Below are 13,304 nucleotides of genomic sequence, written 5' to 3'. Positions count from 1 at the left end.
CCGGATTTCCGCATTTGCGATAAAGCTAATTATAAAGCTGCTGTTTTAGTCGTAGCTGTAACTGTAGAAGTCCCTGCATCCCACTTCACATCCATGTTCAATCCCTCGGAAATAAATCTTACCGGAACCAGTGTCCGGTTTCCGATAATTTGCGGAGGAACGTCGAGTGTGAGTGCTTTGCCATTGATGTAAGCAGTCTTGCTGCCAATGGCCATTACGATCGTTGTATTGTCTTTTACTGCGGTGATTTTCTTAGTCGTTTGATCCATGGTTACTGTAGCACCCAGAGCATTAAAGATTGCATTCACTGGCACCAGCACCCGGCCATCCTTATTCACAGGAAGCTGATCTGCAAAGCTGACCGCTGTTCCGTTTAAAAGTACGGATATTCCCTTAGTGCCCGTCGTGTTCGGATTCGTTGTTGATGGTGTTGTAGTTACAGAGGGAAGAGGTGTGACGTTAAGTCCTAGCTGGCCTTGCAGATTAGCGAGTCTGTTCAGCGCAAAGGTCATAATCGAACCTGCAGCCATTGTGCCCATACCTTGTCCACCGCCTCCAGCGTTACCTGTTGGAGGTGTAGGATTGCCATCAGTCGCAGTCGCTGTATTATCAGGACGTGCTGGCGGTGTCGTTCCATCCGGTGGTGTCATACTCTCCATCCCTTCAGGAGGAGTCATGCCTTCCATCCCAGCTGGCGGAGTCATTCCTCCACTACCACCCATTTCACCTGTTGCTGAGTAAGTAACATTACTTTCAAATTGTTCCATGGTATAAAATTTGGTTGGGTCTGCTTGAACGTAAGGTTTGATCAAGGTAGCCAATTCAGTAATTCTGCTCTGAATTCCTTCCAAATAATCAACCAGCTCAGATACATATTTCAGGTATTTAGTCTTATATTCAGGCACTTCCAACAGATTAGCAATCATTGGGACCTGATCTAAACTTATCCCAAGCGTTGGATTATCAATTGATGCAGTTACTGCGTTGGTATTGGCTGCAAGGGTTGTTGCCGATGTAGAAGTTGTGCCCGCAGCAGCTGTTGTGTCTGTTGTACCTGTTCTGCCGCCTCCGCCACCAGAATACCCGTTAAAGGACATGTTCATATCCCATGGAAGTACACTAAATTTACCGGATGCATCCCCGTACAACATATAATTATGACCTTTATCCCCGTTATAGCTGTCATAATTACCCAATACAGCATTAGCGGCAATATACTTCAGTGCCGAATCCACATCTAGCACACTTTCAATAGAACCCTTCTCACCGGCAGGCATCTCATTCAGCACCTTGATGAAGTTCTTCAACGAAGCTTTATCATCTTCCTTACCTGTATCATAAGTTATTGTTTCGTAGTCACTGCCTTCTTTGTACTGCAGATAACTTTTTTCTTCTGTATCATACAGAACACCATCGTCATAATTTTCTCCATAGGTACGTTCTAGATAGCTATCATCTATCGCTTCCACACCTACATAAAAACCATATAATTCTCCGTTGATATACAGGTTGGTGAACACAGTCAAAGGTGCATCCACACCTACAGAACGAAGCGCTTCGTAATGTAAATATTCACGAATATACGAAGGGTCTGAGTAATTGTTGTTCAGTACCATTTTATCAAGACCAAGTAACGTTTGCTTCTTATCATATTTATCAAATTTCAGCCGGAAGCTGTATCTATCCGAGTCTGTCATACTGGCTACCGATTTTAACGTCAGATTCCCTTTAGTAGAAAATCCAACATTTTCAACAACATTCCCGTCAACTTCAACCTTAACTTTTTTGTATTCTTTTTCGAGGGGACTTGCTAATATACTTTTCCAATCCGCATCATCAATCGTTACTTTAACATCAATGATTCTGTCACCCGCGAACAGGGATTCATACGCTTTCGTTACACCTGCATCCGCCGCACTAACTACGGGCGTGTTTCCAGCAACACCAAACGCCGTTGAGACGATAGCAAGACTTAGTGTAGCTGCCATGAACTTTCTCAGCAAATTTTTCTTCTTCACCATGTGTAATCCTCCTTGAAGTACAGATTTATGTTTTCGCAGTTCAAGGAGATTGTAAAATATGAATCTGAATATACGCTGAATAGCTTGTCTATGCTTTGCCAGGTAGGCTGTTTATCAGCCCTTTGCCAATCAGATTAGCTGAAACCGGCGGTTTTCCGATCTCTCTAGCCCAGACCGATAATTGCCCGACATGATGAATCTCATGAGCAATCACATGGCGCATTACCTCACCCCAGGCATCAGTCACGATCCTGCCATCCGGAAGATGATCCTCAAAAATCCTCTGCTCCAGCCCCTCATGCCAAGCCGTTACAAAGGGTTCCACCTCTGTGTGGAATTTTGCATCCAATTCTCGTACTTGCTGCAAAGTCTTGTACCGCTCAAAATCCTCTTGGAAATCCGGCTTTCCTTGCAATACTTGAATCCAGCTCCACTCCACATCAACAATGTGAAAAAGCGTCTTAAGAATACTGCCTACACCACCTATACGTGTTGCGAGCAACTCCTCCTCAGAAATATCTCCACACCACTCATACCATTGTTCACGGACCATCCAGTTATATTGAAAAAATGTTTGCAGGTTAAAAACCTCCTAGAAAGTTGTGTACTTTTTAATGGGAGCTTAAATGTTTTCGGTATCCCTCCACCTTTTCATCTCTATAACCTAACGATTCATAGAACACATGCGCTTCCTTCCGCTGCTCACCGGAGACTAAAATGATATAATAGCAGTCTCTTTCCCGGGCCGCTTGTTCAATGGCGTTCATAAGTTTTTTGCCAACGCCTTGACGGCGTGCCCGCGCTGAAACCACCACATTCTCAATCACCATAAACGGTTTGCAGTCCCCCACTAAGTCCTGACACACGATCCCCATCAAAGACCCTAGTAACTCTCCTTCTACAAAAGCACCCAACAGGATGTAGCGGTTATCCGCCTTGACCCCTTTAAATACTTCTTCAAGCCTATTAAGGTCAGACGGTTTATTCATCAGCTCTTGATATAAATTCCCCAGTTCAGGAAGAGATTCCATTTCTATTTCTTTAATAACAACCATGATTGTTCATCCTGCTTTCTTTTAAATTAACAGCCCTGCTCATACACATACAGTCCGCCATTCCGTGGATGAGATATTCGCTTTCCATTATAACCTCTTTGGACCAACTGCTGTATTAATACCTTCATAAAGAGTAATGCCCATAATTCCAAACTTCCTTCAACTCGAATTCGTCTTTCTGTCCATCCCACTCTACTACCACTTTGATGATAGAATCCTCTCGCTCAAACGCACCAATCCCAGAATGTACGGACTTCAACTCACCTTTGACTCCCTCAACATTATTGCTGAATTCTTCTGTATCCTGTTGAATAAATTCCGCCGACCAAAAGTTCCTCCTATACCATTTGTAAATATCTCAGCACGATCTCAACGCGCTCTCCAACCGATAAATCTTCCTCTATTCGTAAAATAGGACATTCCAGTGCGGACATCCATTCCTCATGCAGCACTTTGCTCCTGACTTCAACTCCAGCAACATCATATAATGCCGCCCACTCCATAAAGGTCTGATATGCTTCGTATTTACTTCCTCCAGGCAAAATATGATCACCATATCTCTCGTACTCTCTGGCTCTTAATCTATCTAAACGAATTTCCGGTGGAAGTCCTAGAAAAATAACCAAATCGAATAATGGTCGAAGGCCATCTCCCCAGCCACATACCGCACCGCTTAAAATCCAAGGCTCCTTATGGGTCAAATCGCTTGTAAGTTTCGCTAATCGCGCATTGACCTCACGCTGCTTAGTGAATTTATGCTCCCAAAAATAGTCGTCACTGTCTAACTGGACATGTGGCAACACTTTAGCTAATTCGTAACCTAATGTACTCGTTCCTACGCCTGAGGCTCCCATAATATGAATTCTTCTCATACCTTCCCTCACCTTTAAGTGGATTTAAAGTTGCAATTCGGGCAATTTTCCTCCAAGTATAAAAACAAATAGACTGCTCTCTAAGTAAGCAAAGCAGTCCATTTATCGTATAAATCTTATTCCGTTATAGCTGCTACGTCTTTAGGAATCCGGCGTGCTGCATCCGTGGATATAGCCGCTTGGATTACTGCCAGGCGCACCTGCTCAACTACTTTTTCGTTAAAAATACTCGGGATGATATATTGCTCATTGAGTTCATCCGGATGAACGACTGATGCAATGGCTTTTGCCGCAGCCAGCTTCATTTCCAGATTCACAGTTCTAGCCCGGCAATCAAGTGCGCCACGGAAAATACCCGGAAAACATAACACATTGTTGATCTGGTTCGGATAATCACTTCTGCCTGTCGCTAGAACGCGAACAAAAGGTTCTGCCAAATCCGGTTCAATCTCCGGTGTAGGATTAGCCATCGCAAAAACGATGTTATCACTGGCCATGCTTTTGAGATGATCCACGGTTAGAATTCCCCCACGGGACACCCCAATAAAGACATCTGCCCCTCGTATAACCTCCGTTATTCCACCCTCAATTCCCTCAGGATTGGTTGCGGCAGCAAGCTTCTGCCATTCCGGATTATCATACTGGAGATCTTTTCTGAGAACGCCTTCACGATCAACCGCATAAATATAACGCGCACCCGCTGCCAGCAGCAGATTACATATGGACACCCCAGCCGCCCCAATACCCACAACAACAATCCGTGCATTTTCAATAGATTTATTTACAACTTTAAGCGCATTCAAAAGTCCTGCAAAAGCCACCACGGATGTTCCATGCTGATCATCATGAAATACCGGAATGTCCAGTTCTTCCGCAAGCCGGCGTTCGATTTCAAAGCAGCGTGGTGAACTTATATCCTCTAAGTTTATCCCTCCAAAGCCAGGAGAAACTGCTTTTACGATATTGATAATTTCATCCGGATCTTTGGTATTTAAGCACAGCGGAAAAGCATCAATGTTCGCCAATTGCTTAAACAGCATCGCCTTACCTTCCATGACAGGCATAGCGGCTTCCGGCCCGATATCCCCTAGTCCAAGCACAGCAGTGCCGTCCGAAACGACTGCAACTGTATTTCTTTTCATCGTCAGAGAATAAGCTTTTCTGGGATCTTCGGCAATCGCCGTACATACCCGGGCTACACCCGGCGTATACACTAAGGATAAATCTTCCCGATTTTTAATCGGCATTTTAGGTGTGATTTCGATTTTTCCGCCAAGATGAGCCAGAAATGTCCGATCCGACACGTTGATTATTTTAATTCCCGGCATCTTCGATAATATTGAGATAATATCTCCATTAGCTGCGTCTTGCACATTCACTGTTATATCTCGGGTAGTGACATCCTTCCCTGCACGTATCACGTCAATAGCAACAATATCTCCGCCAGCTGCGGCAATTCCTGAAGCAACATCGCCAAAAGATGCAACCGATTTCCGAATTTCGAGCCTGATAATCATTGTAGTCGCAATCGACATGAATTAGCCTCTCTTTCTTCAATCCTATTATTTAAAAAATACTATACTTTCCCATTTAAACATATCTTCCGCCTATTAACTAGATCAACGAAAAATTTTTCTTCTTACAGTATCCCCATCCGCACCCGACCCAAATACATCAGGTATGACAGCTACGGGCACAGAGCCATTTTTCCCATAAAAATAAAATTCATCATAATCTTAAGTGTATGTAAGCATAAACAAACCGTAAGCTCTTCTACTCTTCATTACCTTTTCTGCATGTTGTAGAGCATCCTGCCGATTTCTTTTCTCCACTGGCCCTTTCTAGTTGTTCTCCTTCACTAAGGTCTGTACTGCTCTTCTAGCAAAACAACCTTACCTTCTACAAATGTCAGATGGAATAATCTATCCATTAGCTCTTCGCTAATAAAACTCGTATAGTCCCCTTGCTGATGTCTCGCCCCGTTTAGTTCAGCTATAGTTACATCAGTCTCCAGCTTAAACCGCTTGATTTCTTCGCTTGCATTTCGGATATAGAATCCATTAGGCAATGATTCGGGTTCTATTACACCATCTTCTTTAGCTGCAATTTCTGCCGCCGCTCCACCGAACCATTCCACCTCATCCAGATCCAGATAAACCGTATTCCCTTCTGTGATAACGCCCTTTATAAAAGCTAATTTTTTCTCCACTTGCGGTAACTTATAAATAATTTTTTTCAGTTCCTCCACACTCTCACCCTGCACTCCGCTCTCAGAGTTAGATTGGATTGAAATCACACCCATAGTTTGAACTAGCTCCTTGGTAGTTGGGTTAGTCTCTTTTGGTGGCTTGTTATAAAAAGAATATCCATTAAAACCAAGTGAGACTAATGTGATACCCACTAAGACTGTAACCCTTAAATTTTTCCTCTATCACGCGATTTAACGGAACCTTAATAAACAATTGCGCTATATCATAGACAATCACAAGTTGACCGGGCAGAATAAATATTATATACATGTCTTACCTATAACGTAGTTGAAGGAGCTCACACTTATGACAGAATCATTTCAAGCGTTAGTTGTCGACAAAACAGAATCATCCTTCTCCGTAGCTGTTAAACCGGTTACCCTAGAGGATCTGCCAGCTGGAGAGGTTGTAATTAAGGTTGCATACTCCAGTGTAAACTATAAAGACGGTTTAGCCAGTATTCCAAACGGTAAAATTCTAAGAACATATCCCTTTATTCCAGGGATAGATTTATCCGGTATTGTGGTATCTTCCACAGACGAGCGGTTTCATAAAGGGCAGCAAGTCATTGCGACAGGATATGGTGTTGGCGTATCACACTTTGGTGGCTTTAGCGAATACGCTCGTATTCCCGCAGGTTGGATCACTCCCCTTCCAGAAGGCCTGACGCTTAAAGAAGCTATGATCTACGGTACTGCAGGACTGACAGCCGCCTTGTCCATACTAGCCCTGGAAGATCATGACGTTTCCCCGGACAAAGGCAAAGTACTTGTAACAGGCGCTACCGGCGGTGTAGGTGGATCTGCTATTGCCATGCTTGGCGCAAAAGGGTATAGCGTAGTGGCAAGCACAGGTAACGCCGAAGCTGCCGATTACCTTAGAGGTATAGGAGCCGAAGACGTAATCTCACGTGAAGAGGTCATTGGCGGCGCCAGCAAACCCTTGGACAAACAATTATGGCAAGGCGCAGTAGATTCGGTGGGTGGTGACACCCTTGCCGCAGTTCTGAGTAAAATCACCTACAGAGGTTCTGTAGCTGCAAGTGGCTTAACCGGAGGCACTTCAGTTCCAACTACAGTACTTCCGTTTATTCTTCGGGGTGTTAACCTTCTCGGTATAGATTCTGTGGAATGTCCTGCAGACCTTCGCCAGCAGGCTTGGAAACGGATGGCGAGCGATCTGAAGCCAAGTCTGCTGGAGAACCTCGTGGATCGTGAAGTCACGTTAAACGAGCTACCGCAAGCATTGGAAGATATTCTACAAGGAAACCTTAGAGGAAGAGTACTTGTCCGTTTATCCTAGGTTTAATTACGAAACCTCCCGGAATCTAGAGTTCCGGGAGGTTTGTTTAGTTTACTCTTGGTTATTCGGATATTGGTAATGCGGCTGCTGCTGTACATAGGGTTGTTGGCGATAATGCTGATCATAACCCTGCGTGTAGTACCCTTGCATCGGGTAAGGCTGATAATTAAAGGCTTGTGTAGCTGGAGGCATTTGTGAAGATATCGGGATGGGTTGCGCCTGCATATGAGCGTAAGGATTCATATTTGGCTGCATATTAGGATGCATATTTGGTTTAACATTGGCTTGCATATTTGGAGCCATGTTAGGGGCCATATTGCTGCTGCCCATTACTTTATCTTCTTCGCAGCAGTCAGCAGGAGGGCCGATGAAGGTTCCAGGCTTGATTGGAGCTAAAGCTTCTTTTACCTTAGCTTCATTTAAGCAGTAAGTATGGGCTAATACATTTGCCGGGGTTTTGCTAAGAATATCCGAACCTAAGATAACCTCAGGAATAGGTGCGTCAAAAATCGCGAGCAGATGTGTATTATCGACAGTAGCTATCTCATAATGCCACCAGCCTTGCGGCACATTTGCCACTTGACCCGGACAAATCGGAAAATGCAGAAGTTCATTTGTGAACGGATTGATTAAAGACACTACCGCTGAACCGCAGATACAATACACAAGCTCTGCAGCATTTTGATGATAATGAGGTTCAACCACATTTGATTTGCTAAGAAAAATATCCAGCAGTGATATGTTCTCGAGCGTATTCAATTGTTTAACCGACAGCAAGTTAATGAAGTTGTTGGCATCTTTTTTAAAAAGTGTATTAGTGTTCACATCAAAAGTAAACTCTGTATTGGGGGACGTATAGTCCATGTATGAAGTCACTTTTTTTCCTACCTTTCTGTTGCTATAAATTTTTGCTTTCCCTAAACACAAGATATGCGTTTGCCTATGCCTAGGTGCGGAGATTCACTACTCCTGATAAAAATTCATCTTTCTTTTCTAAACGGGGCATCCTCTAAGTATTACACTCTCACCCCACATAGGAGGCACAGTATGAAATCGATTCGCACAAAAATAGTGTTAGCGTTATGTATCACTGTCTTTACAATTATGGGTTTCCAGCCTATGAATCTTAGCTCCACAGTTGAGGCCGCCAATAACAAAACAGCAGCGAAACAAGCGCCTCTTACATTCGTTCTAGTTCATGGGTCTTGGGCTACTGCTGGTTTTTGGGATCAAACGGCCGCCGCACTTCGCAGCTTAGGACACACCGTCTATACTCCGGAATATGCCGGACATGGCGGGGACAAAAACAATAATGTAACGCATGCGCAAATCACACAGTCTGTTGTCGACTATATCAAGCAAAAAGACTTAAAGGATATCATTCTGCTCGGACATAGCTTTGGTGGTTCGGTGATCCAAACCGTCTCTCAGGAAGTACCGGATCGAATCAAACGTCTGGTATTCTTCGACGCCTTCTTACCGCTGGATGGGCAAAGTGTGGCGGACCAATTTCCAGCTGATTCGCTGAAGTACTTTGAACAGCTGAGAGATACTTCCGGCAATAACACCATAACGCTCCCTTTCCCTCTTTTCCGGGATACATTCGTCAACACCGCCAGTCTTGCGGAAGCGCAAGCTTTTAACAAACAAGCTCCTCCTGAGCCAGCAAGTCCACTTTTCGAAAAGCTTGATCTCAAGAAATTTTACAGTCTCCAGATCCCTAAAAGTTACCTTTATCTAACGGAGGACACCGCTATACCGCAAGGTCCATACGGATTCCACCCTACACAATCCAGTCATTTAGGCATCTTCCGCTTCATCGAGGGCAAAGGAGATCACATGACCACCGTTCGAACCGAACCCAAAATGCTGGCGGAATTAATGGTGAAGGCGGGAAGAGATTAGTCGCTTAACAGCTGGATAATCTAGGTAGCTGTTGTGGCTTGAGCTGGGGTTTTTGGTGCTGAGCTGTGTAATGTGAGTTGGGCTATGCGATGTGAGCTGAGCTGATGACGCTGGGCCGGGCTATGCGATGTGAGTTGGGCTATGCGATGTGAGCTGAGCTGGCGGCTCGAGCTGCGCTTTGTGAGCAAGCTAGACTGGTGACGCTGGGCTGAGCTATGTGACTCTGAGTTGGCATTGTCACTCTGAGCTGGACATTGCGACTTTGAGCTGGCCTTGCCACTCTGAGCTGAACATTACCACGCTGAGTTAGCCTTGCCACTTTGAGCTGGCATTGTCACTCTGAGCTGAACATTGCGACTTTAAATACACTAGAGTTTGGCGATGATCGGACCGAGGAGCTCTTATTTTCATAATTTCAGCGATTTAGCCATGCTATCGGACTCAGATGCAGCTATTCGCCCAAATGTACTCCTATAATGCGTGATTTTAGGGGAATAAGAGCCATACAGTCCGAAACTCTCGCCAGAACGACCATAATGCCAAAATAGCTGCAATACGGTCCGTAACGATGTCTGAAGCGCTGTCTCTTAAGTGATCAGCAACGTAGGCTGATGATTTGCGACGCGAGCTGGCATTGTCACCCTGGGCTGAACATTGTCTCTGATGATTTGTGACGCTGAGTTAACCTTGCCACTTTGAGCTGCACTGTCACTCTGAGATAACCTTGCTACTTTGATCTGGCATTGTCACGCTGAGTTAGCCTTGCCACTTTGAGCTGGCATTGTCACTCTGAGCTGAACATTGCGACTTTAAATACACTAGAGTTTGGCGATGATCGGACCGAGGAGCTCTTATTTTCATAATTTCAGCGATTTAGCCATGCTATCGGACTCAGATGCAGCTATTCGCCCAAATGTACTCCTATAATGCGTGATTTTAGGGGAATAAGAGCCATACAGTCCGAAACTCTCGCCAGAACGACCATAATGCCAAAATAGCTGCAATACGGTCCGTAACGATCGTGTAGTGCAGCAAAAATAGCTGCAATACGGTCCGTAACGATTGTGTAGTGCAGCAAAAATAGCTGCAATACGGTCCGTAACGATCGTGCAGTGCAGCAAAAATAGCTGCAATACGGTCCGTAACGATCTGTGCTCTTAAGTAATCACCAACGTAAGCTGATGATTTATGACGCTGAGTTGGCATTGCCACCCTGGGTTGAACATTGTCACTGATCATTTGGAGAAACAGACCACGTGGACTAAACGATTGTGCTTTCGAATTAAAAAAAGAGCAAGCGTATGGGAACCCCCTACTACGTTTGCTCTTTTTCCTATCCATAACCAACCTACTTCCTAGGCAATCCGCCACGCGGCAGCTCGGGGTCCGATGTCACTCCGGTAATCACCCAGCTATTCTTCTCTTGCACAAGTGAAATTGTCAAAAGTATAGAAGGTGCTGCTCCACTTGAAGTCGCAGTATCCAGACGCATTTCTATGACCTCTGAATTCTTGTTAATTATCGTTTCTTTAGTGACCTCGTAGTTCGTGATCCAAGGACTTGAGACACCCGTCACCCAGTTTAGTTCAACAAACCGCGGATACATAATCTTTTTGAAATCTTTAGAGAAGATCGAATACTGAATCGAGGCATTCCGATGCTGTAATCCGAACCCGTATAGCTCTGACGCTTGAATTGCAGAAGGTAATATAATGCGCCTAGACTCCGGAGCTGGCTTGGGCATAGCCGATAGCAGTTCTCCATTAACGTGAGTCATAGTAACGGGGGCTGATGCACCCATAGCCATTCCCGGCAGAAGCAACAATCCCGCAATTAGGGCAGTCGCCATTTTCATTTTGCTAATTAGAATCACCTCATTCGTAGCCTGTTCACTACATGTGAATTGAATCTAATTATTCCCCCACTTCACTCATAAATATGTACACAGTTTCCAAATCCACCAATAATGTATACCTCAATGAATTAAACTGGTAATATAAAATACAACGATACTACACAATCATTAATTCCATTAGATTTTTATAGGAGTGTTCCCATGAAAAAAATCTTAAACATTTGTCTAGTAGCAGGTCTGCTACTCACTCTATCCGTCGCTACCCTGAATACAGCAAGCGCTGAATCCAAGGTCAAAACCTACAAAAACTGCACGGAGCTAAACAAAGATTACAAAGGTGGAGTTGCCATTTCCAGCTCAACCAAGAACAAAGGCGGCAAAACGAAATACAAACCCTACGTATCGAAAGAACTCTATAATGCCAATAAAAAAAGCGACCGTGACAAAGACGGAATCGCTTGTGAGAAATAGGCTTAGCCTTGCTCCACTATTTGCTTGAGCCTTAGATCCGGCGTGAAAAAGAGTCGGTAGCTCAGTACACTGAGCAGCATACTCGTTATGGCAGCAGAGGCAGTGAACGAGAACACAATTAATATCTGATAACGAACAGCTACTACAGGATCAGCGCCCGCGATGATCATTCCGGTCATCATTCCAGGGAGTTGAACAAGCCCAACCGTCTTCATACCGTCGATGGTAGGAATCATGCTGAATTTTACAGATCTTTTTCTAACTTCCTGGATCGCCTGTGGGATCGTTGCGCCAAGAGACAACAACGTTTCAATCTCCCCTTTGCTCTGCTGAATTTCATGCTTGATATGGTTAATGAACAACCCTGAAACCACCATAGCACTGCCAATGGTCATGCCGCTAATCGGAATGATATATTGTGGCGTAGCCTCAATGATATGTAAGCTGAGCAGAATGCCCATCATGAGCAGTTCCATAGTAGCAATCGCCAGTCCAATTCTCCAGACTAATCCGCGCAAGCCTTTGCCTCTTTTGGCTGCATTCCATGCGGCTACACTGATCATAAAGAGTATTATCACAATTACATAAATGACCTGATCCGATTTAAAAATAAATTGCAGCACATACCCCACCGCAAGCAATTGAATGGCCGACCGCACTGTGCCTACAATGATATCTTTTTCCAGTCCGAGCTTTTGCCACACGGAGACCAACATTGTCCCTAATACAAACAGAAGCGTGAAACTTAGTGCTGTATAACTCATAACAACGACGCTCCTTCCGAAGGCCGAACGAACCTTTTAGCCAATTCTTCCGCAGATTCAGCAAAAAAAGACTCGCTCACATGCTGTTCCAACCTGCCTTTTCCCATAAACCATGTAGTTGTGCTTATTCTGCTCGCCTGCTTAAGATCATGAGTGACCCAAATCATCGAAGTGCCTTCTTCCTTATGCCAATCCTCTAGTAGCTTTTCAACCATTTGAGTGCTGTTGACATCGAGCGAAGCGGTGATTTCATCGAGCAATAATACCGTAGGTCGGAGCAGCAAGGATCGAATTAAAGAAATCCGCTGCTTTTCACCACCCGAACAATCTGCCGCTTTTTTGCTTAAATCCAAATGCTCCAGCCCCAATTGCCCAATTAGTCGCTGCGCTAGTTTAAGATCATAAGGTTTGTCATGCAGTCTGCTGACAGTTCTTAAATTATCCTCCACACTGCCAGACAGCATGACCGCTTGTTGTGCTACAAACCCTATTTTCATCCTCCATAATCTCGCATCCATACTTTTATATGAAGTCCCCTTTACCAACATATCTCCCTCATTCGGAGCATCCAAGAGAGCTAAGATTCTAAGGAGTGTACTTTTCCCTTGGCCAGAGGCACCAATCAATGCGATGCGGTCCGATTCAGCTATGTCTGCGGAGATCTCCGAGAAAAGATATTTCGAAGTTTGGTCGTTACTTTTCCAGTTAAGTTTTGCAAGTCTCTGAATCTCAAAAATACTACTCAATCCCCTACCTCCTAATACCATCCGCTAAAATAGCATACCGTCTAGTATTATAGCATTTCAGCTA

At 44.4% G+C, this 13,304-nt stretch carries 15 protein-coding genes; 3 read left to right on the top strand and 12 right to left on the bottom strand.

Annotated elements, in window-relative coordinates; genetic code table 11:
* Positions 1 to 29: 29 nt before the first annotated feature.
* The 7 genes from NST40_RS11525 to NST40_RS11495 form a co-directional block, all read right to left on the bottom strand.
* Positions 30 to 2,021 carry a CotH kinase family protein gene (locus tag NST40_RS11525; RefSeq protein WP_342410691.1) on the bottom strand — a complete coding sequence of 664 codons (1,992 nt, stop codon included), beginning with the start codon at positions 2,019 to 2,021 and terminating at the stop codon, positions 30 to 32.
* A gap of 88 nt (positions 2,022 to 2,109) precedes the next feature.
* Positions 2,110 to 2,601: a DinB family protein gene (locus NST40_RS11520; protein WP_076219440.1), complete on the bottom strand. Its 492-nt coding sequence runs from the start codon at positions 2,599 to 2,601 to the stop codon at positions 2,110 to 2,112.
* 31 nt (positions 2,602 to 2,632) lie between these two features.
* Complete coding sequence (locus NST40_RS11515; RefSeq protein WP_076219441.1) at positions 2,633 to 3,076, bottom strand: GNAT family N-acetyltransferase; 444 nt, start codon at positions 3,074 to 3,076, stop codon at positions 2,633 to 2,635.
* 124 nt (positions 3,077 to 3,200) lie between these two features.
* Positions 3,201 to 3,335 (bottom strand): hypothetical protein, encoded by a 135-nt coding sequence (locus NST40_RS11510; protein ID WP_256715869.1) that lies wholly within the window; start codon positions 3,333 to 3,335, stop codon positions 3,201 to 3,203.
* A 79-nt stretch (positions 3,336 to 3,414) separates the two neighbouring features.
* Entirely contained in the window at positions 3,415 to 3,948 is a 534-nt protein-coding gene (locus NST40_RS11505; protein WP_076219442.1) for an AAA family ATPase, read from the bottom strand.
* Positions 3,949 to 4,064: 116 nt separating this feature from the next.
* Positions 4,065 to 5,483 (bottom strand): NAD-dependent malic enzyme, encoded by a 1,419-nt coding sequence (locus NST40_RS11500; RefSeq protein ID WP_076130640.1) that lies wholly within the window; start codon positions 5,481 to 5,483, stop codon positions 4,065 to 4,067.
* Between the two features lie 323 nt (positions 5,484 to 5,806).
* A complete protein-coding gene (locus NST40_RS11495; RefSeq protein ID WP_143761998.1) occupies positions 5,807 to 6,349 on the bottom strand; it encodes a hypothetical protein in 543 nt (180 codons plus the stop codon).
* A 154-nt stretch (positions 6,350 to 6,503) separates the two neighbouring features.
* Between NST40_RS11495 and NST40_RS11490 the strand changes: the two genes are divergently transcribed.
* Positions 6,504 to 7,499, top strand: coding sequence for an acryloyl-CoA reductase (locus NST40_RS11490; RefSeq protein WP_076219444.1), 996 nt, complete (start codon positions 6,504 to 6,506; stop codon positions 7,497 to 7,499).
* 51 nt (positions 7,500 to 7,550) lie between these two features.
* Here the strand turns inward: NST40_RS11490 and NST40_RS11485 are convergent, their stop codons facing one another.
* Positions 7,551 to 8,375 carry a cupin domain-containing protein gene (locus NST40_RS11485; protein WP_081387333.1) on the bottom strand — a complete coding sequence of 275 codons (825 nt, stop codon included), beginning with the start codon at positions 8,373 to 8,375 and terminating at the stop codon, positions 7,551 to 7,553.
* Positions 8,376 to 8,546: 171 nt separating this feature from the next.
* Between NST40_RS11485 and NST40_RS11480 the strand changes: the two genes are divergently transcribed.
* A complete protein-coding gene (locus NST40_RS11480) occupies positions 8,547 to 9,404 on the top strand; it encodes an alpha/beta hydrolase (RefSeq protein WP_081387693.1) in 858 nt (285 codons plus the stop codon).
* Positions 9,405 to 10,340: 936 nt separating this feature from the next.
* On the opposite strand, the gene NST40_RS11475 is transcribed toward NST40_RS11480, so the two are convergent.
* Both NST40_RS11475 and NST40_RS11470 read right to left on the bottom strand, forming a co-directional pair.
* Positions 10,341 to 10,745 (bottom strand): hypothetical protein, encoded by a 405-nt coding sequence (locus NST40_RS11475; protein ID WP_341002150.1) that lies wholly within the window; start codon positions 10,743 to 10,745, stop codon positions 10,341 to 10,343.
* Between the two features lie 7 nt (positions 10,746 to 10,752).
* Entirely contained in the window at positions 10,753 to 11,259 is a 507-nt protein-coding gene (locus NST40_RS11470; protein WP_076218736.1) for a hypothetical protein, read from the bottom strand.
* Between the two features lie 201 nt (positions 11,260 to 11,460).
* Between NST40_RS11470 and NST40_RS11465 the strand changes: the two genes are divergently transcribed.
* Positions 11,461 to 11,730 (top strand): excalibur calcium-binding domain-containing protein, encoded by a 270-nt coding sequence (locus NST40_RS11465; protein WP_076218737.1) that lies wholly within the window; start codon positions 11,461 to 11,463, stop codon positions 11,728 to 11,730.
* A 2-nt stretch (positions 11,731 to 11,732) separates the two neighbouring features.
* On the opposite strand, the gene fetB is transcribed toward NST40_RS11465, so the two are convergent.
* Together fetB and NST40_RS11455 are read right to left on the bottom strand one after the other, a co-directional pair.
* The gene (gene fetB / locus NST40_RS11460) at positions 11,733 to 12,494 is read right to left on the bottom strand and encodes an iron export ABC transporter permease subunit FetB (protein WP_076193865.1); all 762 of its coding nucleotides are present in this window, start codon (positions 12,492 to 12,494) and stop codon (positions 11,733 to 11,735) included.
* On the bottom strand, positions 12,491 to 13,240 hold the full coding sequence (locus NST40_RS11455; protein WP_342410690.1) for an ATP-binding cassette domain-containing protein: 750 nt from the start codon (positions 13,238 to 13,240) through the stop codon (positions 12,491 to 12,493). Before NST40_RS11455 ends, fetB begins: the two co-directional genes overlap by 4 nt.
* Between the last annotated feature and the right edge of the window lie 64 nt (positions 13,241 to 13,304).

Origin of the sequence: Paenibacillus sp. FSL R10-2778 (genome assembly GCF_038593035.1) — a bacterium.
GTDB lineage: Bacteria > Bacillota > Bacilli > Paenibacillales > Paenibacillaceae > Paenibacillus_AQ > Paenibacillus_AQ odorifer.
The sequence above is the reverse complement of the archived record's forward strand: the minus strand, read 5'-3'. Positions and strand labels throughout refer to the sequence as shown.